General features: G+C 58.3%; 18 protein-coding genes. 4 read left to right on the forward strand and 14 right to left on the reverse strand.

Features of this window, described 5'->3' with window-relative positions; genetic code table 11:
• Window positions 1-143: 143 nt before the first annotated feature.
• The 8 genes from GT003_RS18185 to GT003_RS18215 all read right to left on the reverse strand — a co-directional run bounded on the left by GT003_RS18185 (window position 144) and on the right by GT003_RS18215 (window position 6,559).
• Window positions 144-1,772 (reverse strand): stalk domain-containing protein, encoded by a 1,629-nt coding sequence (locus GT003_RS18185; protein WP_161700384.1) that lies wholly within the window; start codon window positions 1,770-1,772, stop codon window positions 144-146.
• Window positions 1,773-1,933: 161 nt separating this feature from the next.
• Window positions 1,934-2,359, reverse strand: a complete 426-nt coding sequence (locus tag GT003_RS18190; protein ID WP_161700386.1) for a PH domain-containing protein — start codon at window positions 2,357-2,359, stop codon at window positions 1,934-1,936.
• Window positions 2,360-2,414: 55 nt separating this feature from the next.
• The gene (locus tag GT003_RS18195) at window positions 2,415-2,828 is read right to left on the reverse strand and encodes a hypothetical protein (RefSeq protein ID WP_161700388.1); all 414 of its coding nucleotides are present in this window, start codon (window positions 2,826-2,828) and stop codon (window positions 2,415-2,417) included.
• A 77-nt stretch (window positions 2,829-2,905) separates the two neighbouring features.
• A complete protein-coding gene (locus tag GT003_RS32870; RefSeq protein WP_275589176.1) occupies window positions 2,906-3,040 on the reverse strand; it encodes a hypothetical protein in 135 nt (44 codons plus the stop codon).
• A 23-nt stretch (window positions 3,041-3,063) separates the two neighbouring features.
• Window positions 3,064-3,576, reverse strand: a complete 513-nt coding sequence (locus GT003_RS18200; protein ID WP_161700390.1) for an acyl-CoA thioesterase — start codon at window positions 3,574-3,576, stop codon at window positions 3,064-3,066.
• 5 nt (window positions 3,577-3,581) lie between these two features.
• A complete protein-coding gene (locus GT003_RS18205; RefSeq protein ID WP_161700392.1) occupies window positions 3,582-4,364 on the reverse strand; it encodes a polysaccharide deacetylase family protein in 783 nt (260 codons plus the stop codon).
• 257 nt (window positions 4,365-4,621) lie between these two features.
• Window positions 4,622-5,749: a phosphodiester glycosidase family protein gene (locus tag GT003_RS18210; RefSeq protein ID WP_161700394.1), complete on the reverse strand. Its 1,128-nt coding sequence runs from the start codon at window positions 5,747-5,749 to the stop codon at window positions 4,622-4,624.
• Between the two features lie 141 nt (window positions 5,750-5,890).
• Window positions 5,891-6,559, reverse strand: coding sequence for an MgtC/SapB family protein (locus GT003_RS18215; protein ID WP_161700396.1), 669 nt, complete (start codon window positions 6,557-6,559; stop codon window positions 5,891-5,893).
• 258 nt (window positions 6,560-6,817) lie between these two features.
• On the opposite strand from GT003_RS18215, the gene GT003_RS18220 reads away from it, so the two are divergent.
• On the forward strand, window positions 6,818-7,099 hold the full coding sequence (locus GT003_RS18220; RefSeq protein ID WP_420831461.1) for an HIT family protein: 282 nt from the start codon (window positions 6,818-6,820) through the stop codon (window positions 7,097-7,099).
• A 697-nt stretch (window positions 7,100-7,796) separates the two neighbouring features.
• Here GT003_RS18220 and htpG read toward each other — a convergent pair.
• The 4 genes from htpG to GT003_RS18240 form a co-directional block, all read right to left on the reverse strand.
• Window positions 7,797-9,689, reverse strand: a complete 1,893-nt coding sequence (gene htpG / locus GT003_RS18225) for a molecular chaperone HtpG (protein ID WP_161700398.1) — start codon at window positions 9,687-9,689, stop codon at window positions 7,797-7,799.
• 219 nt (window positions 9,690-9,908) lie between these two features.
• Window positions 9,909-12,167 (reverse strand): glycoside hydrolase family 76 protein, encoded by a 2,259-nt coding sequence (locus GT003_RS18230; RefSeq protein ID WP_161700400.1) that lies wholly within the window; start codon window positions 12,165-12,167, stop codon window positions 9,909-9,911.
• Window positions 12,168-12,647: 480 nt separating this feature from the next.
• Complete coding sequence (locus GT003_RS18235; protein ID WP_161700402.1) at window positions 12,648-15,191, reverse strand: discoidin domain-containing protein; 2,544 nt, start codon at window positions 15,189-15,191, stop codon at window positions 12,648-12,650.
• A 19-nt stretch (window positions 15,192-15,210) separates the two neighbouring features.
• Window positions 15,211-16,134, reverse strand: a complete 924-nt coding sequence (locus tag GT003_RS18240) for an AraC family transcriptional regulator (protein WP_161700404.1) — start codon at window positions 16,132-16,134, stop codon at window positions 15,211-15,213.
• Window positions 16,135-16,477: 343 nt separating this feature from the next.
• On the opposite strand from GT003_RS18240, the gene udk reads away from it, so the two are divergent.
• The 3 genes from udk (at window position 16,478) to GT003_RS18255 (ending at window position 18,923) form a co-directional block, all read left to right on the forward strand.
• Entirely contained in the window at window positions 16,478-17,095 is a 618-nt protein-coding gene (gene udk, locus GT003_RS18245) for a uridine kinase (RefSeq protein WP_161700406.1), read from the forward strand.
• A 136-nt stretch (window positions 17,096-17,231) separates the two neighbouring features.
• Window positions 17,232-17,651: an ester cyclase gene (locus GT003_RS18250; RefSeq protein ID WP_161700409.1), complete on the forward strand. Its 420-nt coding sequence runs from the start codon at window positions 17,232-17,234 to the stop codon at window positions 17,649-17,651.
• Between the two features lie 861 nt (window positions 17,652-18,512).
• Window positions 18,513-18,923 (forward strand): GNAT family N-acetyltransferase, encoded by a 411-nt coding sequence (locus GT003_RS18255; protein WP_161700587.1) that lies wholly within the window; start codon window positions 18,513-18,515, stop codon window positions 18,921-18,923.
• 117 nt (window positions 18,924-19,040) lie between these two features.
• Here GT003_RS18255 and GT003_RS33040 read toward each other — a convergent pair whose 3' ends face one another.
• Window positions 19,041-19,754, reverse strand: a complete 714-nt coding sequence (locus GT003_RS33040; RefSeq protein ID WP_346266595.1) for a GNAT family N-acetyltransferase — start codon at window positions 19,752-19,754, stop codon at window positions 19,041-19,043.
• Window positions 19,755-19,770: 16 nt separating this feature from the next.
• A complete protein-coding gene (locus GT003_RS18265) occupies window positions 19,771-20,934 on the reverse strand; it encodes a glycoside hydrolase family 18 protein (protein ID WP_161700413.1) in 1,164 nt (387 codons plus the stop codon).
• Between the last annotated feature and the right edge of the window lie 41 nt (window positions 20,935-20,975).

Consider the following 20,975-nt stretch of genomic DNA (forward strand, 5'->3'; position numbering starts at 1 on the left):
CGTCGTAACATGAAAAGGCAGCCGACATCGGCTGCCTCGTTATCGTCTGCAATTGATGTACATGGTGATCGTAATCTATCCTCTAGAGCATCCTGGAAATTCAAGCGCCCACGACCAGCTCGCTGCGCAAGAACGCCAGCCGTCTACGACATCGTGACGGCAAGATCTTGACGGCCTCCATTCTCCGTTACCGCGATCACCGTATCGCCCGACAGCTTGTATACCGTATCGCCCGCACTGTATTCGGTAAGCCGATACGTACCCGGGGGCAGATACATGCCGATCTTCCCGTTCACGACCTCCACTGCCGTCAAGACATTGGTGCCGTCCGCGTTATATAAGAACGCGACGCCGTAGGTTTGGTTCTTGCCCGCGTTCGCGATCGTGACGCTGACGTTCAGTTCCGGCAGCCGGATACTCAGCGGAAACGCAGTGCCCCTGTCGACTTGAAGCCGTTTGTCCGGGAAGAGATACACGGCGCCGGGGCGCCTGATATTCGGTATGCGGTACTCGCCGTCAGGCACGTCCAGGTTGACGACCTCGCTCTGCCAAAAGAAGCTCTTGTCGATGCTGCCCTGGCTGCCGGTTCCAACCATGGTTATGGTACCCTCCGAGACCGGCTTGCCGTCGCCGTATTGAACCGACAGCATCGGAACAAGATTGTTCCCCGCCGTTCCGCTGTCCGGATCCAAGATAAAGAAGCTGGTGGCGCCGCTCATGACGGCACGTTCATACGGCGTCGAGCCCAAGGAGTCCTCCCGGTACGGATCGGCGCCGTGACGAACGAGAAGCTGCACGATCTCGCGGCTGTTGGCTTGGATCGCGTTGGTCAGCGAATCGTCATTCGTCGGGTCGCCGCCATAATCGAGAAGGAGCTTCACAAGCTGCGGGCTGGGATGGATGATCGCTGCCGTGCCGTCCGGGTTCATGGAGTGGATGCTGTTGCAAGCAACAGCCAGCAGGGAGGAATTGAAATTCGGCATCTGCATGTTGGGATCCACGCCGTGCTTCAGCAGTTCTTCCATCAGCTGCGCGTTATGCGACATCAGCACCTGGAACGTCCGCTGTTTATCGAACGTGCCGCCATGCTCGAGCAAGACCTTCGCCGCCTTCGCATGGTCGTTCAGCACCGCGTAATCCAAGGCCGTATTTTGCAAATATTCCTTCACGAGCATGACATTGACGTCCACGCCCCGGCTCAGCATTTTCTCGATCACGGCTGCATCCCCGTTCCGGGCCGCTTCGAACAGCAGGCGCGCGAATCCGTGCATCTGATCCTCCGTATAGCCGATCGTCGCCGTCTTCTTGCCGCCGGCAGTCCCGTACGCGATTGACTTGTCCAGCACGAGCGACACGAATTTGGCCGGGACGTACAGACGCCCGTTCTGAAGGGTCGGAGGCGCCGGCATCGGAATCGTCTGTTTGCCCTTCACGGCGTATTTCGAGCCTAGCTTGCCTTCGATCTGAGCCGGTCCGCTGCCGGCATACACATGTCCGGTCTGGATGCGCAGCGCGGTGCCGACAGCGTCAAAAATGGCTTTCGCCGGGAACATCAGATTGCCTTGGACGAGAATAGGAGGCGCACTGAGCTTGAGTGGCTGCCGATCCAACACGACGGCGATCTCCGCGTCGCTCTGCGCCGGCTTGACGGTTTGGACGGACGAGGACGGCGCCGCCTCCACCGCTGGCAGCCCGAGCGCGCCTAGCAGCAGCATGCCTCCGATCCCGTAGGCGATCGCGCGAGACAATGACGAACCAAGATATGGACTCATGAAATGACTACACTCCCCTTTAAGAACCGCTATTTATCCTACTGCGGATTTAGTTAACCTAGTAAAATTTACCATGTCGTAAGATCTCCGTCCAGTACGCAATCGGCATGTTTCACGCCCCCCCGCCCATAAAAAAACCACCCGTTCCGGGTGGCCGCCGACTAAGCGTTTAATCGTTTGCCGTTCCGATGCGCGATCGTCACGAACGCGACGTAGATGGGCTGCACGTTGAATTTCTTGCCGAACTCGAATTTGTAGGAAGCGGTATGCAACTGACTGGCTTTATAGTAGGGCGAAGCGATGTAGTGGATCGTCAGCTCGCTGTCGTCGAATCCCGTACCGGCCGTCTCCATGGTCACCTCGTAAATCGAGTCCAGGTGAATCGAAGCCACTCTGGTTTTCTTGCCGGTCACGCCCTGATGATCGATCAGGATGATGCGCTCATCCGTGACGATGAACATGTCCCGCACTAATTTGAAGCCCATCTGCGCTTTCTCTTGCGGCATCATATAAGCTCCGTATTGCTGCTCAAGCTCCTGAATGGAAACCTCCGAATAATTGCCCAATAACCCGTTTAACAGTCCCATGCTCGCCCTCCGCGATCGTATTTGATGCTAATGAGGCGACGCCGCTCATCGCGCGCTATCTCTTCGCATAAGCGGACATCGTATACCTGAATAACGCGAAGCCGAGCAGCACGTAGACGATTGGCGTAAGCAGGGAAGAAAGCGACATGTTCGTGAACGGGTACAAATAGACGAACGCGTACCCCCAGAGCCCAAAAGGCGTATACTTGACGTTCGCCGAGGACAGCGTCAGCCAGACGCCGGCCAAGAACGCCAGATAGGCAAGCGAAGACAACGGAATCGTAAAGAAGACGACGTTCAGCCCGTGATAGCTCGAAAACGGAAGAATCTGGTACAGCAGCTCTTTCAACATGAGCACGCTCAGGCCGCCGAACAGCAGGTGCAGGTCGAACTGCCGGACCGCCGAATACCAGCTGAACGTCTCGAACCACTTGCGGAGCGATCGCAGCACTTCGGAAAATCGCTGCATGGCTATACCCCCTCGGTTGAATGGGATTCCCTATCGGAGATGGGTTATCGTTATAAACCTATGACGCCGTTTGCGAATTACGACTGCCCGCCGCGGGAAATGCAAAAAGGCTCGACCGCGTGGTCAAGCCTGCTGCTGCCTTCCCGAAGGGAGGGAAGCACGATATGGACGTATCGGCCGCCGACTTTGCCAGCCTCCTCGTCTGCCCTCATTACCTTTGGCGCCTAGACATCCCCTATTCCCATGGATACGCCGTCACTAAATAATCCGCGAACTTCTTGCTCTCCTCCCGCCGGTGCTTCCGAAATTGCGTCCGATATTCCGCCGTCTCGAACAGCTTCTTCTCCTCTTCCGATTCCGGAACGACCTGCGGCACGGGAATGGGGTGATTGTCCTCGTCGAGCGCGACGAAGGTCAGGAACGCGGTGGCCGCGATTTTGCGATCGCCGCTTTTCATATCCTCCCGGATGACCTTGACGAACACCTCCATGGAGCTCGTCCCGGTATGCGTGATGAAGGATTCCAGCGAGACGGAGTCGCTTGGCCGGATGGGACTCAGGAAGTCGACGGAGTCGGTCGAGGCCGTCACCGCCGTGCCCCGGCACAGCTTCGCTACGGAGATCGAAGCAATGTCGTCGATATAGGACATCAGCTTGCCGCCGAACAGCGTATTGTGATTATTGACGTCGGTCGGAAATACGCGAAGCACCTTGAAGCAGCGCGTTTCGCGTATGAATTTGCTTTCCATTTCGTTCACTTCACTCTCTTAGAAGATGGAGATTCCCTAAAAGATGATTTCGATGAAGGCAGCAATTCTCCTGTTTTATCCTGAATCAGCTCGGAAACGGTCACCAGACGGTAGCCCTGCCGCTCCAGCTCCGGCAGAATGATCTTCAGCGCTTTTACCGTATGGACGGAGCCCGAGATATAGTCGTGCAGCAGCACGATGTCGCCGCTTCGCGCGTTCTTCAGCACTTTGTTCACGATGTGCCGCACCCCGGGGCTGCGCCAATCCTCGGTATCCTGATGCCAGGACCACAGGACGGTCGTATAGCCGAGCCTGCGGGCAACGTCGATGGTGGCGTCGCTGTAAAACCCGCCGGGCGGACGGAACAGATGCGGCTTCCTGCCGGTCAAGTCGATCAGCGACCGGTCCGTCCGCTCGATCTCCTCTTGAATCGTGTTCCGCTTGATTCCTTTGGAGAAATAAACGTGATTGTACGTATGATTGGCGACTTCATGCCCTTCCGCGATTTCCCGCTTGATGATGTCGGGATATTTCTGCACGCGGAAGCCGATGACGAAGAACGTCGCTTTGGCCCGGTACTGCTTCAGCAGGTCGAGAATTTGAATCGTCGTCTCCGGGTCCGGCCCGTCGTCGAACGTTAGCGCCAGCTCCTTGCGCTCGAGCGGCAGCTCCCATATGATATCGCCCCGGCTTTCGTAGAAATGCCGGTCCTTGCGCGGCGCCTGGAATCCGCACAGGATGCAGACGCAGAGCGCGACGGCCAACAACCGAATCGATAAATGCCGCATATCGGTTCCCCCCTTGGTGCTTTGGCAAAGCTATTGGCAAAACGGTGCAATCCTCTTTACTATGCGGATGAAAGCGGCGTTTTATGCCATTCGGCGATCGGGGGGAAGAAGGGTTATTTAAAGACGTGAACGAATATGGAAATATTGGAACGTGATGAAAGCCAACTTGGCGGCCCAAAGCAAACCGAACGTAAAAAAGAGCGCCCTAAGGACGCTCTTCGGTAAATGGGGACTAAGAAAATAATTGCGTTAACCGGTTAGGAAGCCGTGTTGGCCCGCGGCTGCGACGAATCGAAATGCTGCATATCGATGCCGTCCCAAATATTGCCCGAATCGAACTGCTCCGGATGGTCGAACACGAGAAACGCGGACGGCAGGTAGCGCATGCCGTATTTGCTGGACGGCTTGTTGACGACCTGGTCGTCCTTCACCAGCACGGTGGAGGAACCGCCGTCGAGATTCGCGGCCGTGACCGCGCCCTTCTGCAGCAAAATCTTCTGGATATCGTAGAGCGTCGCGCCTACGGAATAGCCGGGCTGGCGGCCGTCGATCACGACGAACATGATCGTGCCGTCCTTCTGCTGCGCCATCACGGTGCGGGGCGCGATGCCCCAGCCGTCGGCTTGGTTCTTGATCAGGCCTTTGCCGTTGACGATGAACTTCGGCTGGAACGTGACCGCGTCGGTGACGCCCATATCCAGCAGCTGCGAGGGCTTGTAGCGTCCGGCTACCATCAGGCCGTCCCTGTCGATGCCGACGACGTTAACGGGGGCGGACATGCCGTCGCCTTTATAAAGCACCTTGCCGCCGGACATGACGATACCTGCCGGCTTGAAGCCGTTGCCGTCCCATTCCGGATCGTCGAACGCGCCGCCGTTGACGCCGGCGATCGCGCCGGTGCGCTTGACCATGCTGAGCACGGTTTCTCCGGATCCGACGACGCTCGTCGTGGCTACGCGGATCATTTTGGGATCGTGGACGTACATGATGAAGCCTTTGAATTTCGCGGTCGAGATCTGCTCGATCTGCACGTCGCTCGCGGGATGCGAGGCCAGCGCCACGTTATGCTCGTCCTTGATCTCGCCCATCTCGTCGAACCGCTTCATGTACTCGGCCACCCGGTCGTTCAGCTCCTCCTGCCCGATGAGGTATTTGGCCAAATAGCGATGCTGGCTCGAGATCAGCGTGTCCGCCATCATGTAGCGGATGTCCGAACCCGACGGCGTGAGATAGAACCATCCGCCGGCGCCCAGCATGACGACAAGCAGACTGGCAAAAGCTATCGATATTCGCCTCCTCCACTTTCGGAAGGCGCTCGTTTTCTTCTTGAATTTCGGTTGTCGCTTATAATTAGGCTCGAATGAGGCCTCATGTCGTGTGTTCATGCTCTTCTCCTTTAGCCAAGCATAGTCGCGCAAACGAACGGCAGCGCTAACGCCCCGTTGCTTCCAACAACTATACGCCCGCTAGCTTAAGAGAAGCTGAAAATGCGTCGTGCAAATACTGGCAGTCCGGCGCCTCGTCCCCTACTGCGTCTCCACCCGCAGCACCTGCGGCACCCGTTGGATAATCGGCAGCAGCTTCGCCGCGCCGCCTGCCGAGGAGACCTTGACGATCATGTCCAGCTGCAGCAATTGGCCATCCCCGCCCCGCAGCTTCTCTGCATGAAACTGCAGCACGACGGCGCCGGCCGAATGGAGGGCAGCCTGCAGCGCCTCAACGGCGCCGTCTTCGTCGGCCAGCCCGATGGTCAGCTGTTCGCCCCTTGGCCCGGTCACCCAGCCGAACCCGCTGTGCAGCAGCTTTTGCCCGGCTAGAATGAGCACCGTCACGCCAATGCCGAGCACGTACAGATCCGCGCCGATCGCCATCCCGATGCCGGCCGTTACCCATAACCCCGCCGCCGTCGTCAGTCCTTTGATCGTTTGCCGCTGCATGAAGATCATGCCCGCTCCGAGAAATCCGACGCCGCTCACGACCTGCGCCGCAATTCGGGAAGGGTCCAGCGCGATGCCGGTGTCGCCCTGCAGATCGCGGAACCCGTACTTGGAGATCGCCATCATGAGCGCCGCTCCGACCGCCGCGACGAAGTGCGTCCGAATGCCCGCCTCCTTCATCCGGCTCTTCCGCTCCCAACCGATCAACAGACCGCATGCGCCCGCAACGGCGATCCGAAGCAGCAGTTCATACTCCATATGCCTGCCTCCCTTCATCTTCTATATGTACGCCAATCGGGCAGGATTCAAACGCCTTTGCTCGATCGAAACCGCCGTAACCTTGCCGTACATAATCTTGATTAATTTGATAAGGAAGGTGCATCCCTATGGAATGCCTAGGCTGCCGCATCGCCAACGGCCTCGAGCCGAACGTCAACGTCGTGCATGAAAATGATCATGTGGCCTGCGTGCTCGACATCGCTCCGTTCAATCCTGCCCAAGCGGCATGTCCTGGATGTGGAGGAGACCGACGATGCGACGGCCTATGCCATTATGGATGCATCCAAATTGCTGTCGGCGCTGCTCAAGCAGACCTTCCGGCCGGACGGCATCACGATCTGCCAGAACGGCGGCCGCTTCAACGACCTCGGCCATTATCACATGCACCTCATCCCCCGGTATGACGGCGACGGCTTCTCCTGGAGCGAGCCGCTTGAACCGCATGGCGCGGAGCAGCGGCTTGCGGAGACGAGGGCCAAGCTCGTCGCAATGCTTGCGTTGCGAGACCTCGCAGACTGAAGCGCATCCGGGGAGTGTATATCAGCCGCCGGAGTACGCCCGCACCGGCGCGGAACGGCCAAGCGTGAATGCTTGCTGCCCGCTAGCGTCAAGCGAGTCGCCTAGGCTAACGCCAAGCGGATTGCCGCGTTGGTTAGGGCGGGCAAGCGCGGTGCTTACTGCTGCCGAAACAGTTTACCTTCCTCGCCAGGAGCAACTTATTTTAGAATTTTTGCACATTCTGCAAAAATTCCACGCGATTCCGCGATCCTAACCGGCATTGTTGCACATTCTGCATCATTATGACGCTCATGAGACGATTTCCTTCGTTTCGCGCATACTTTTATGCACTTCATACAACTTTCCCGTCAAACTCGACGCTAGCCGCACGCAATTTTTGCATTCTCTGCAACTTTTCAATATAGGGGGCTCCGCGCACAGCCCAATCTCCCTATATGTCAGCCTCCCTGCCCATCTCCTCGCCTGCTGCCTCATACGAGAACGAGCGAACATACCGTCATAAAACAAGCGAGCGCAGCGGTGCGCCAACGTCCCCGCGGGCATCGAACCGTGCAATCAATGGCGCCAAAACGGCGCCATTACGACAAACGCCAATTCGCCAGCGTCTTCTAAGCATACGCGGCACGGATCCGGCGCAAAACAAAAGAGCAGTCCCCGGTTTCCCGGAGACTGCTCGATCGCTCTTTCCTATATCGTCTTACACCATCACTTTGCAAATATCGTTCGTGAATGCCACCGGATCCTGGATCGGCAGACCTTCGATCAGCAGCGCCTGGTTGTACAGCAGCTGCGTGTATAGGTTCAGCTTCTCGTTGTCCTTCTCCGCCGCTTCCTTAAGCGACTGGAACACGGGATGGTTCACGTTGATCTCGAGCACCTTCTCCGCTTGCACGCCGTCGTTGTTCGGCATCGCGCTCAGGATTTTCTCCATCTCGATGGACAATTCGCCCTCGCTCGTGAGGCAGACCGGATGGCTCTTCAGGCGCTTGGACGCCTTGACCTTCGTGACCTTGCCGCTCAGCAGCGTCTGCATTTGCTCGAACAGCTCTTTACTTCCCGCCGCTTCTTCTTCCGGCTTGTCGGCATCTGCATCCGGCTCGATGCCCAGATCGCCGCTCGATACGGATTTGAACTGCTTCTCCTTGTAGCTCATGATCGACTTCAGCGCGAATTCGTCGATGTCGTCGGTCAGGTAGAGAATCTCGTAACCTTTGTCCGCCACCATCTCCGTCTGCGGAAGCTTCTCGATGCGCTCGATGGAGCTGCCCGCCGCATAGTAGATAAACTTCTGGTCTTCCGGCATGCGCGAGATGTATTCGTCCAGCGACACCAGCTTGTTCTCCTTGGAGGAGTGGAACAGCAGCAGATCCTGCAGCACGTCCTTGTTCATGCCGTAGTCGCCGTACACGCCGAACTTCAACTGGCGGCCGAACGACTTGTAGAACTTCTCGTACTTGTCGCGCTCGTCCTTCAGCAGGCTAAGCAGCGTGCTCTTGACCTTATTCTTGATGTTCTTCGCGATCAGGGTCAGCTGGCGGTCATGCTGCAGCATCTCCCGGGAGATGTTCAGCGACAGGTCCTCGGAGTCGACCATCCCTTTCACGAAGCTGAAATAGTCCGGCAGCAGGTCGCCGCACTTGTCCATGATCAGCACGCCGTTGGAGTACAGCTCGAGCCCCTTCTCGTATTCCTTCGTGTAGTAGTCGAATGGCGTATTCTCGGGAATGTACAGGATGGCCCGGTAGACGACCGCGCCGTCCGCGCTGATATGGATATGCTTGAGCGGCTTGTCGAAGCCGTAGCGTTTCTCGTTGTAGAACTGCTCGTAGTCGGCATCGGTCAGCTCGCTTTTGTTCTTGCGCCAGATCGGCACCATGCTATTGACCGTCTGTTCTTCCACGTACGATTCGAATTCCGGCGCTTCGCCTTCGGCCGCTTCGGCCTTCGGGCGCTGCCCCGTCACGTCCATCTTGATCGGGTAACGGATGAAATCGGAATATTTCTTGATGATGGAGCGAAGACGGTATTCCTCGAGGAACTCGTCGTAATTGTCGTCTTCGGTGTTCGGCTTGATATGAAGCACGATCTCGGTGCCGACGGCAGCTTTCTCGGCCGGAACGATCGTGTAGCCGTCCGCGCCTTCGGATTCCCATTTGAACGCTTCCGCGCTGCCCAGCGCGCGGCTCGTGACCGTCACGCGGTCAGCCACCATGAACGCCGCATAGAAGCCGACGCCGAATTGGCCGATGATATTGTGGCCGTCCTTGCTCTCGTTCTCTTTCTTGAAGGCCAGCGAGCCGCTCTTCGCGATGATGCCGAGGTTGTTCTCCAGGTCCTCCTGCGTCATGCCGATCCCGGTATCCGCGATCGTCAAGGTGCGGCCTTCTTTATTGGCCGTGATTTTAACGTAGTAGTCGGCCGCGTTGAACGCGATGCTCTCGTCGGTCAGCGCCTTATAGTAGATTTTATCGATAGCGTCGCTCGCGTTGGAGATCAGCTCCCGCAGGAAAATCTCGCGTTGCGTATAAATGGAGTTGATCATCATTTCCAGCAGTCGCTTGGACTCTGCCTTGAACTCTTGCTTCACCATGGTAACGGAAAGCCTCCCCGAATGAATATTGTTAGCACTCTGATGATCGGAGTGCTAACGCTACTCTTTTTATAGCATACTTCCGGGTACGGGCTCAAGTCCGAAGACGCAGAAATAGCAGAAATATCGTTGACGCTGCTCGTTTCGCAAAAAACCTGCCGCGCCTAGATCGGGCGCGGCAGGCTAAGCTTCAGGCTGAGCGTCTTGCGATAATATCGATCAAGGCACTAGCGAGACGGCATATACGTGCATATCCGAATTGGCGGGCAGCGTGATGCTCTTCACGGTCTTCCCGGCCGTCGGCGTCAAGCTGTACCCGAACACATAGAACGAGCCCGTGCCTATGGAACCGCCGATATGCGCGCGCGGCATCGTCTGCACGGCGTTCGCCGTCGTGCCCGGCAAGGCCCAGTCCTGCATGGCCACGCTGATAGCGCTCGTGCTGCCGTCCGAATAGTTCACGGTGAAACTGCCGGTCTTATCGCCGTGCGAGCTGGATCCGAGCAGCTTGATGGACGAATAGAGATTCGGCGGGAGCGCTATCGTCTGGCCCGTTCCCTTGATCTCGTTGTTCTGGTTGTTCGCCGCCGTCCCCAGCGTATACTTGATGCCGCTATAGGTCGGGCTCAGATTGAGCACGTCCGACGAATAGCCGTAGCCGGCATCCCCGCCGAAGCCATTGTTGCCCGCGCTCGCGTCGCTTGCCCATCCATCCTCGTTGTAATACGGCGTTAAGTCCGCTTGCTGGGCGGATACGAGCGTAATGGCGAAAATATTGACGTTCGGGATATTCGGCAGCGTGATGCCCGTGAGGGTCCAGTTCGGCGTCGCGCGCAGGTAGTAAGCATACATCCAAGCCGTTCCCGGATTATCGCCCGCGGAGGTATGCGTCGACGTGAATGTCTTCGCGACCTTCTGGCCGGTCGTATCGCTCGCCGCCCAGTCCGCCATTACGATGTTCGCCTGATTCGGCACGCTGCCGCTCGTGCTGTAGTTCAGCTTGATTTCCTTCGCGATCTGGCTGCCGTAGGTCGCTGCGGCCAGAATGCGCACTTCGGTGTATTTGCCGGACGGGAGCGCGATGGTTTGGCCGACGGCTTTGACGGCGTTGCACTCCGTGTTGACGGTTCCGTTGCAGCTGCCGTCGCTCGTCGGCCCGAAGTTGTACGGCGTGCCTTCGAAGTTCACGCTGCCGCCCACTTGCTCGGAGGGATACGCATAGGACCCGCCGCTCCAGCTGAAGCTGCCCGGACTCGCATCCGTGCTGTACGCGTCTTCGTTGAAGTAGGACGACAGGTTGACCGTCGTCGTCGCCGCCGGCGCGGGCGATTTGGTAATCGATCCGCTGGCGGGAATCGTGTTCTGCAGCTGGGATACGCCCGTGGAGCTTCCGAAGGACTTGATCGTCGTGCTCGGCGCCTTGACGGACCAGTCTTTATAGGTCAGATTGTCGGACGTGCGGCGGTTGTTCCAGACGGTGCTGGCATTGAGATTCATCCACGGCGCGTATTGGCTCTGGCCGTCTTGATTGATCAGCAAGTTCATGTAGCGGGCGAAAATGCCCTTGAAGCCCGCTCCCGCTTCGACGCCATCCTCGGCATCATAGGTCAGGACGTAATTGGTATCCGTAATGTGATGGTACGAATAGTCCGCGGCCGCGATGGCATCCTGCAGATAGGAAGCCGTATTCGTCGCTTTGTACAGGTAATGCGCAGCGCCGATGAAAGCTCCCTGGTTGTACGTAAACTCCCAGCTGTCGATGGTGACGTTATCGCTGTGCAGGTTGTCCATGACGCGGCCGTTCAGGAACAGCCGGTTCTTCTCCCAAGCGTAGAGATTCTGCGCCTTGGTCAGGTAGCTCGTATCGCTGAGCGCGCCGGACAGCATGACCGCCGCGATGGCCGCCGGCATGTTATTGCACGTGTTCTTCGCGGTTTTGGCGTAATCCCACCAGATGCCGCCGCCGAGCGTCGTGTCGTACGCAGCCGTCCATACGCCGTCGAAGGTGTTCTTGGCCGCCGTCAGGTAGCCCGCGGTGCCGGTGATCGCATGGGCGCGCAGGAACGCCATCGTCATCCACATGGGATCGTCCGTCAGCGTGGCCACGTACGTCCAGTCGTTGCCGTACTGCGCCAGAATGGAATTGGCCAGGCTGACAATGTAGTTGTAATACGTGGAGCTCGGCGCTCCCTGTCTCGCCGTCCGGTCATAGGCGTCTTCGAGCACCTCCATCATCAAGGCCTGTTTCCAAAATTCCTCTTTCGCCGATTTCGTCGTATCGATGGCGAATTGATTCTGACTGCTCATCCAATAGGAGCTGATAAACGCGTTCATCGCCGTATCCGCGTCCGTGTTCGTAAAAGCGGCTGCCGGCGACGGAGACAGTCCGATGAGGGCGGGTGCTGCAATGGCGGCGGCAAGAACGAGCTTGCCAACGGTCTTCTTAAGCTTGAACAACCTATTGCCGATAATGGACATCAATCAACACTCCCTTGCGTTAATGAGGTTATCGTGCAGCATGCTGAGGAGAATCCCGTCCGGGATTCCCAGCCTCCTCCTCCTTCCGATGTGATCATGGCAAGCACCTCTCACAAAACGCCCGCTCTTGTCCGCGATCCCGATAACGAGCGAACAAGGCCATCGTACTGCAATGGTAAGCGTTTTCAAAGTGGGCTGGATTTGTTTTTTGTGTGCGATTTTTGTTGGCGGTGCGAATAGGCGGATCAGCACGCGCGGGGAGCCTCCCGGAACCCAGATTTGTGCTTTTCATGCAACTTTCCAGGCCCAACCGGCCTCCCTGCCCCACCCTTACACTGGCCTGTGGAACTCCGCCGCCCGGCTCCGAGAGGCTGCAATAAAGAAAGGAGCTTGCCCGTTTCCGGTAAGCTCCTTCCTATTTTCAGCTAAAAAAGCATGACCGTTTCAGACACACCCACCCGGGGCACCCTCAGCATCCGATTACCGGCGAACCGTTATCTTCGTCGCGTTCGTCAGCGCCTCGGTCACCGTCAGCTTGCCGTTCGCGTCCGTCGTCGCCGTGCGCGTGCTCGTCGTGCCCGCCGCGATGTTCAGCTTGTCGATCGTGTACGTCGTGCTCGCGGCCAGGTTGCCGACGAGATACGTCACGGTCGGCGTGCCGCTGTTCGGCGTCGTGATCTCCACGCGATCGTCCCACACTTGAATGGCGTACTCACGGCCGCGGTACGACAGCGGGTTCACCGTCGCCGTCGTCATCCCCGTCGGGATGTTCGGCGCGATGGTCAAACCGTCCTTCGAGGCGTCGATACCCGCCACGGTATAGAGGAAGGCTGCCGGCACGAGGCCGGATTCCGGGAACTCGCCGGTCACGCCGATGCGCCATGCCGCGCCGTAGCCGTTGTTCGGATCGCGGCGAAGCTCATCGATCGCGTATTCGCTCGCCACCGTTTTCATCCGCGCGTAAGCATTGTCGATGCCTTTATACTGCGCCCGCGCCAAGATGTCGTAGAACTCGGTGTAGAAAATAAACCCGCCGTTCTCCAAGTGCTGATCCCAGCCGCCGGACGCCGTGACCGCGATGCCGCCCGGATCCTGCCACCAGTACGGACTGCCCGTGCTTTCGATGGCGAGCGTATTGGAACGAGGCGCGACGGTGTAGTAGTAGATATCGCTGCCGGTCGACGTATCGCCGGATATCGTCCGCGTGCCGTCCAGCCAGCTGAAGATGTCGTTCGCTTTCGTCGTGCTGTCGGCTAGGCCGTAAGCCAGCGCTTCCGTATTCAGGAACACAAGGCCGAAATCCCGCGTCGTGTTATTGATGTCGATGGTCGAGACGTAACGCTTCTTCGTGCTGTCCCAGAACGCGGCGTTGAAGTTGGTCTTGACCGTGGCTGCCAGCGTCGCATAGTTCGCCGCCTCCGTCGCGTTCCCCTTCATGGCGTACAGCTCGCTCATCGCCTTGCACGCGGCATAGAAATACAGGTTCACGTAAGGGTCCTTATAACCGAAGCGGAGGTTATCCCAATAATTCGTAGGATGCCCCGTCGTCCCCGACGTCGTGCCTTCGCTCTCGCCGTTATTGATCACGATGAGGCCGTTCGACCCGTTCATGCTCGCGGACTTCAGGAAGGCCATCGCGTCCTGCACCTTCTGCCAGACGGTCTTGCCATTCGAGATATCGCCGCCCGCATAGTTCGAGTTGCTGTCGACCGCATCCAGGAAGCCCGGATCATCCCACACCGCGATCCGCCATGCCGATAGGATGTATAGCGGATTATTGGCGATATGCAGGGAGTTGCCGCTCGGCCAGCGCGGATTGTCCGCCCACGACCATAAGAAGCCGTCGGAGCTTTGCGCGTGGTCGCGCACCTTCTGCTTCAGGTCGCTCTTGTAGCTTGCCTCGGTGCTCCACATAAGCTTGCGGGCCATCCATTCGAAATACGTCGGTTCGTTGCCGAACTTGTACACCGCGTCCGTGCCGTCGTCCACGGCGCCGAACTGCTGCCACATGTTGTTCCAGTTTTGGTCGAAGTCTCCGCCTGCGTCCGTCGAGAACGGCGTGCCGGAATACGCGGCCGCCTCCGCCAGCTGGAAGTAGTAATTATTGAAGGAGTCCTTGCCGAGCTTGGTCGCGACGACGCGCAGCGCCTTCGCCTTGAGCGGCGCGAAGGAGAACGTCTGCGGCGTCGCTCCCGGAGCCGGATAGTTCGTATAGCTTTGGCCAGGAATGTCCGTGAAGCTGCTGCCGTCCGCGCTGTACTGCAGCTTGAAGTCGACCGGGAACGCCTCGCCGCTCGAACGCGGCGTCAGGACCAGCTTCGAGAACCCGTATTTCTTGGTATAGTTCAGCTGCAGGCTCTCCGTTGCCGCGCTGCCGGCATGCACGGCCGACGTCCAGAAGTCGGCGGCGGAATTGTTGATCGTCTTCGTCGCTTCCATCGTCGCCTGCTCGGTGGACGGCGACACGGAGCTTGGCGTCACGCGCTGATCGCCGGCGGTCGTCGCTTGCTCCGTCGTCATCTCCGCAATCTGCAGATAGGCGTTGCCGAAGTTGTCGGTGCCGAGCTTCGTGGCGTTCAGCCGGATATAACGGGCATCGACCGCCGAGCTGAAGTCGACGACGACCTGCTTGAAGCCCGGATTCGCGAACGCGGTCCGGCTGGAGCCCGGCGCCGTCGTCCACGGACCCGAGCTGCTGTCGCTGTATTGGATGCTGAAGTCGACCGGGAAGGCGTAACCGCCCTCGCGCGGATACAGACGCACGCGGCTGATGCCGTACTGCTTCTGCCCGAGATCCAGCTGCAGCCATTCGTTCGCGCTGACGGTCCCGCCATGGCCCGTGCTGGAGAAGAAATCGAAAATATTGCCGTTCGCCGCGTTGGATGCCGGCAGTCCCGACGTGACGCTGCTTGCGGAGATGCCCGTGCTCTTCGTCTTCATCGCTTCCGCCGTCGGGGTTATAAGGGATGCCAGCATGCAGGCGGCAATAAATCCTGATACCTGTTTCGTTGTCGCGATCTTCATTATCCAACCTCCGTTTCGTTTATCGGTGCTCGGATCGGTGCTGCATCTCCTCGCGGTATTTCGCCGGGGAGCATCTTACCTTGCGCATGAACAGCCTCGTGAAGAAAGACGCGTCTTCGTAGCCGATTCGCGCCGCGATGTCGACGACCCTGTCGCTCGTATGCATCAGCAGTTCCTTCGCCCGCTCGATGCGGACGTAATGCAGCATTTCCAGCATCGTTTTGCCCGTGTCCTGCTTGAACAGCCGGTTCAGATGACGGACGCTGACGCCGAATTGGCCGGCCAGCAGCTCCATGCCCTGCTTTTGCTCCGGGTTCTCGATCAGGAACTGGTGGATTCGCCGCACGATAAGATCGCGGGAATCGGAACGCTTCGTCGACGAAGTCTGCTTGGCTCTGCCCATCGCCTCGTTCTGGCAGCGGAGGAGCAGATGCAGCAGCTCGAACAGCTTCAGGCGCTGTATGGTGGCGTGCCCTTCCCTTGCCTCCTTCTGCTCGTCCAGCATTTCCTCCAGCAGCCGCTCCACCCGCCTGGCATCGCGAAGCTCCAGCGATATCCGGGGATGGAATTCATCCTCGCGCTTCAGGAACGGATGCATCAGGAACGACTCGATTTGGCCTTTGGGGTCGACGGCTTTCAACCATTCCCGTTCGAAGAGCTCCGGCATAAACAAACAGTTCACCAGCTCGAACGACTCGCCCTGCTCCAGCACGTACGTGTGGAACTGGCCGGGACGAACGAGCAGCACATCACCTCCGTGCAGCGGGTAATATTTATTCTCGAAATAGTGGGACGCATGGCCATGAACGATATAGACCAGCTCATAGAACGCATGCTCGTGAACGGGCGGCAAATCCTCGATGCGGTGGACCTTGCGCTCCACGTAGACGGGAAGCGACTTGGGGTCCTTCAAATACAGACTGGCTTGAAATTTCATGCGCATGGCCGATACGCCCCCTTCCCATTCCCTTCCATTATAAAATGAAAGCGCATACTTGGCGACGCGAAATCGGACATGCCGCAAGGTGATTTGGACAGGTTCCCATTCTTAATCGCACCTTGCCTCGACTGGACATTATTCTTGTAAGCCTACTTCCGTTTTCTGTTTAACTCTCGAATGGCATGTCGTTCGGGACATTTAATGCGGTCGATCGGAACAAAACCGGCTGCATCTTCCAGGTCGCTTCCATCTGACAAAAAGTACATGATTTCGCCGGGATGAAATCAGGGGGCGGATTATGCTACAATACGGGGATTGAACACCGCCAAGGAGGCTGCTTTATCCCATGCTCATTATCGGTATCGCCGGGGGCACCGGCTCCGGCAAAACGACCGTCGCGCGCTCCGTCATCGACCAGCTCGGCACGAGTCAAGTGACGTTTATTTCGCAGGATAATTACTATAAAGACCACTCGCATCTGTCCATGACGGAACGGGAGGCATTGAATTACGACCACCCGCTCGTGTTCGACAACGAGCTGCTGATCGAGCATCTCAAGACGCTGAAGGACGGCAAGCCCGCGCAGGCGCCCGTCTACGATTTCACCGTTCATGCCCGCTCCACGGACAAGACGCTCGAGCTTTTCCCGCATCCGATCGTCATTCTCGAAGGACTGCACGTGCTGTCGGACGAGAACCTGCGGCGGCTGCTGAACATCAAGGTGTTCGTGGATACCGACCCCGACGTCCGCATCCTTCGCCGCGTCCTGCGGGATATCGAAGAGCGCGGACGGACGATCCAGTCGATCCATCAGCAGTACTTGACCTCAGTGAAGCCGATGCACGAAGCCTTCATCGAACCGTCCAAGAAATACGCCGACATCATTATTCCCGAGGGCGGCGAGAATCAGATCGGAATCGAGCTGCTTACGACGCTGACGGAGAAGTATTTGAAACAGAGCTAGCAGGCCAGCGGAGCCGGTTCTCTGCCCCGGCGAGATTGAGAGACACGGACATTGAGACAGGCCGGGATGGATTCATTTTATTGATAACGATGGAAATTGAATCGCGACAACGATCCCTAACAAGGAGGCTGGCAGCATGCATGCAGCGGAAGTGGTACGGGGATTTTTCGAACGGGTGCGATCGGGAGCGAACCCCGACGAAGCTCATCGATATATGGCTGATCGCGTACTGGCCCACCAGGTGACGGCCGAGAACGAAACAACCGTCGAGCGTTCTCCCGCCGAATACGCGGCGCATGTCCGCGAGATGCAGGACGCCTTCGGCCCGTTCCGTCTCGTCGTGGAAGAGCTGATCGCCCAGGACGATCGCGTCTACGTACGCTGGAGGCAGATCGGGAACCATGTCGGCGCGGCAGAAGGCTTCCAGCCGACGGGCAAGCCCGTTATTGAAATCGCCAGCGCCGTCTATCGCGTGGCGGACGGCAAGATCGCGGAGTATTGGATGCAGATCGACCGCGAGGGCATCCGGGTTCAGCTGGAGCGGAATGCGCAGTAATTGCATGCGTTGCCATGAATTGAATTGGGAGTTGAATAGGCAGGTTAGAATGGAGAAAGGCAGCCGAGGACGAACCGTCCCCCCGATCGGTAGACACCGTCTAGCGATCGGAGGCGAAGTTCATGCCCTCCGGCTGTCTTTTTCTCGTTGACGGCCGTTCCATAATTTGGGACAATGACGTAATTTGGTTATCCTGAAACCTGCGAGGTGCCGCTCATGGAACTAGCCAACGCCGTTAACCGCATTAATGATTCCGTCCGTGAAATCATGCTTCAACAGCTTGGAGAATCCTTCGTCGGGCTGATCGTTCAAGGCTCGGCCGTCAAGGGAGGCGTCATCCCGGGCAGCAGCGACATCGACTACATCCTCTACGTGGAGGATGATGCGCTGAACGAAGCGCGTACCCTGCCGCCCGATATCTGCATCGCGATCCATCTCGCCTTGTCCGAGATCGACGTCCGCCCGTTCCGCTACATCCAGTTCAGCGTCCTCTCGCCGGCGACTAACCCCTACCTCGGCCCGGTACCCGGCGCTTATCGGCTTCTCGCTGGCCGGCTGCTCGTCCCGGAAGTCACGGACGCCGAGCTCTATGCGGACGCCGTGCGCGCCTTGGAGAAGCTGGTACCCGCGGCCGCCTTCAACCCGCATCTCCTGCTGGACCATGGCGAAGACCGAATCGAACACGCGCCCAGACTGATGTGCACGATCGTATGGCCGTTTTCCTTTCAGCTATTGACGGTTATTCATCGCGACGGCCTGCGAATCTGGCGGGACCGGGCCGGATCATCTGCACGGTTCGGTCGATTACCACTTCATAAGGGCAGAACAAGGTGCAAAATAGCTACACGGAGGGGAATCGTCATGAACATCGCCGCAGCATCCGAATCCGATTACGACTACATCCGGGAGCGCGACCGCCATCTCGCGGAGCGGCTCATCCGGAGCAAAATCCAAGCCGGCGAAATCTATATGCTTCTTCATGACGATGGGACTCGCATCGGCTGGATGCGTTACGGTTACTTCTGGGATAATACTCCGTTCATGAACATGTTATGGATCGATGAGCCGTACCGAGGCAAGGGCACCGGGAAGCAGGTTGTGCTGCACTGGGAGAATGAGATGCTGGAGCATGGTTTCAAGCTGGTGATGACGTCTACGCTCGCCAACGAGGGGGCGCAGCATTTTTACAGGAAGCTGGGGTATGCGGATGCGGGATGCCTGCTGCTTCCGGGCGAGCCGCTCGAGATCTTGTTCATCAAAGCGATCGCTTAACAAACATAACGAAGCACAATCAGAGCGCAGCAAAAAAGCGCCGAATGGACAGCCTTGGCTCTCCTTCCGGCGCTTTTATTCTTTTCATCCTTCAAATGCAGCGTGCGCGTGCCCGAGTCAGGAATGATCGGAGTAATTCGCTTCCTTCTCGGTTTTCTCCCATACGTCCGCATACTCCGGATTGCGCTTGAACTGGGCAAGCGCATAGGCGCAGGCCGGGATAATCTTGCGGCCCTTCTCGCGCGCATCGTCGACGACGAGGTTCAGCAGTTGCTTCGCCAAATTGCCGCCGCGGTATTGCGGATCGACGTACGTATGGTCCAAAATCCACGTGTCCACGTCGACCAGCCTGTACGTAATCTCGCCGATTTGGCCGCCGACGCCCTTTAAAATGTAGCCATTGCCTTGTCTCTGCGCGATAATATCCTCTGCCGGCACGTCCTCCGGACGGATTGGTTCTTCGTTCCCGTTCATGCAGCTCCACCTCCAGCGCGATATAAAACCCGATTCTATTATTCTATACCCTGCGGGGAAGGTTTTGATACAGGGAAGAAGGCCTGGCGCTGCCTGCGTCCTTCGCGCTTGGAGAGCCCCAAGCCGCATTGTTGCACGGCATGCAGCATTTTCGCTCTTCATGCGCCCATAAACCGGGAATTGTTGCACGGAGTGCAAGTTTTCCCGCCTTATGGAGCCGTTTCCGGCTCGTATTGCGCCTGGATTTTGCATTTCATGCATGAATTCGAATACCGCGTGGATTATCGGCCGAAATTGTTGCACATTATGCAAAAATCTGATCATTAAGCGGCGTGCGGCTGCCCCTTTCGGTCGCATCGCAACTCTTCGGCGTTCACGGAGGCGTTGAAGCCTTCGCTGCTTCGATAGACGAATTCCGCAGCCCCTTGACCCACTCGCGCATCTCCTCCGACAGCCCGCCGAGCCGCCACAGCGCGATGTCGTGCACGCCGGCGCTCCGGGCAGCGCCGATCCAGCGCTTCAGCGTCTCCGCGTCGGCATACCAGACGGTGTGCGTTATGCCCGCACCGTCCGTATAGCGGAAGTGCAGGCTGCCGCTTGCATCGTCGCGGCTTGCCGGCTCTGCGCTCCCGCCCTTCGCCAATTCCGCCGCCTGAACCTCCGTCACGCTCACGGCCTGCTTATCCGCCGTCCAATCGAAGCCGCCGAGCGACAACGCGATTGCATTGTCGCCCGGAAGGGATTCCATGCGCGCCGCCAGCTGTGAGATAAACGCCGCATCGGCCTTCGGGCCCGGGCCGCTGAAGCCGCCGTAGAGGTTATACGCCATCATCACGTAGTCCGGTCCCGCCGGCAAGTTCAGCTTCTCGAGGGGAGCCCTCGACTCCAGCACGACGCGCAGCGTCTTGCCCTCAGCATGAAGCCGCCCGTAGAGGTCGCCGATGAACCTGCCGTACGTCTCCCAAGCTCCGTTTGGCACGCGCTCGTAATCAAGCTCGAGCCCATCGAATCCCTTGGCGGCGACCGCTTCCAGCAGCTCGCTCATATGCTTGCCGCGGCTCGATTCCGACGCCATCAGCTCCGTGATCAGCGCGGGATCCTTCTGTTCTCCCGAGGAGCCATCCGTCTCGTATCGGTCATTCACGACCGTCAGCAGCGTCCGCCCGTTCACGGCTCGCTTCGCGGCGGCAAGCACTTCCGGCCATGCCTTCTGATCCTCATTCGTATAATAGAGGCTCGCGTCCGCGCCGAAATAAGCCGCAAACGCCTGCACGCCGCCGTTCAAACCGGAAGCGACCGCCTCCAGATCCGCCACGCCCGCTTCCCATTGCCAATCCACGATCCAGGCAGATAGGGTGAGCGGTAGATCCGCTGCGTTCCCGGCAGGCAGTTCATTCCTGGACTTGCCGCGGCCCAAGCCTCCGTTCGCCAGCGCAACGAAGAGGACAACCGTGACCAAGGCAGCCGCGATGACCCACCAAGTCCACGCCGTCTTCCTCCCGCGGCGGTATTTCCTGCCTCGCCGTACATCGGACATCCCATGTCCTCCCCGCCAAGAATTAAAGGCATGAAACTTAT

It is taken from the genome of Paenibacillus sacheonensis, assembly GCF_009909195.1.
GTDB lineage: Bacteria > Bacillota > Bacilli > Paenibacillales > Paenibacillaceae > Paenibacillus_Z > Paenibacillus_Z sacheonensis.

What these genes read in the sequence shown, in the direction of transcription:
- GT003_RS18240 (WP_161700404.1), bottom strand. Translation starts at nt 16,134, where the DNA reads ATGCGCATGAAATTTCAAGCCAGTCTGTATTTGAAGGACCCCAAGTCG.
- GT003_RS18205 (WP_161700392.1), bottom strand. Translation starts at nt 4,364, where the DNA reads ATGCGGCATTTATCGATTCGGTTGTTGGCCGTCGCGCTCTGCGTCTGC.
- GT003_RS18210 (WP_161700394.1), bottom strand. Translation starts at nt 5,749, where the DNA reads ATGAACACACGACATGAGGCCTCATTCGAGCCTAATTATAAGCGACAA.
- GT003_RS18250 (WP_161700409.1), top strand. Translation starts at nt 17,232, where the DNA reads ATGCATGCAGCGGAAGTGGTACGGGGATTTTTCGAACGGGTGCGATCG.
- GT003_RS33040 (WP_346266595.1), bottom strand. Translation starts at nt 19,754, where the DNA reads ATGCGACCGAAAGGGGCAGCCGCACGCCGCTTAATGATCAGATTTTTG.
- GT003_RS32870 (WP_275589176.1), bottom strand. Translation starts at nt 3,040, where the DNA reads ATGAGGGCAGACGAGGAGGCTGGCAAAGTCGGCGGCCGATACGTCCAT.
- GT003_RS18235 (WP_161700402.1), bottom strand. Translation starts at nt 15,191, where the DNA reads ATGAAGATCGCGACAACGAAACAGGTATCAGGATTTATTGCCGCCTGC.
- GT003_RS18215 (WP_161700396.1), bottom strand. Translation starts at nt 6,559, where the DNA reads ATGGAGTATGAACTGCTGCTTCGGATCGCCGTTGCGGGCGCATGCGGT.
- GT003_RS18195 (WP_161700388.1), bottom strand. Translation starts at nt 2,828, where the DNA reads ATGCAGCGATTTTCCGAAGTGCTGCGATCGCTCCGCAAGTGGTTCGAG.
- GT003_RS18190 (WP_161700386.1), bottom strand. Translation starts at nt 2,359, where the DNA reads ATGGGACTGTTAAACGGGTTATTGGGCAATTATTCGGAGGTTTCCATT.
- GT003_RS18185 (WP_161700384.1), bottom strand. Translation starts at nt 1,772, where the DNA reads ATGAGTCCATATCTTGGTTCGTCATTGTCTCGCGCGATCGCCTACGGG.
- GT003_RS18265 (WP_161700413.1), bottom strand. Translation starts at nt 20,934, where the DNA reads ATGTCCGATGTACGGCGAGGCAGGAAATACCGCCGCGGGAGGAAGACG.
- GT003_RS18255 (WP_161700587.1), top strand. Translation starts at nt 18,513, where the DNA reads ATGAACATCGCCGCAGCATCCGAATCCGATTACGACTACATCCGGGAG.
- udk (WP_161700406.1), top strand. Translation starts at nt 16,478, where the DNA reads ATGCTCATTATCGGTATCGCCGGGGGCACCGGCTCCGGCAAAACGACC.
- htpG (WP_161700398.1), bottom strand. Translation starts at nt 9,689, where the DNA reads ATGGTGAAGCAAGAGTTCAAGGCAGAGTCCAAGCGACTGCTGGAAATG.
- GT003_RS18200 (WP_161700390.1), bottom strand. Translation starts at nt 3,576, where the DNA reads ATGGAAAGCAAATTCATACGCGAAACGCGCTGCTTCAAGGTGCTTCGC.
- GT003_RS18230 (WP_161700400.1), bottom strand. Translation starts at nt 12,167, where the DNA reads ATGTCCATTATCGGCAATAGGTTGTTCAAGCTTAAGAAGACCGTTGGC.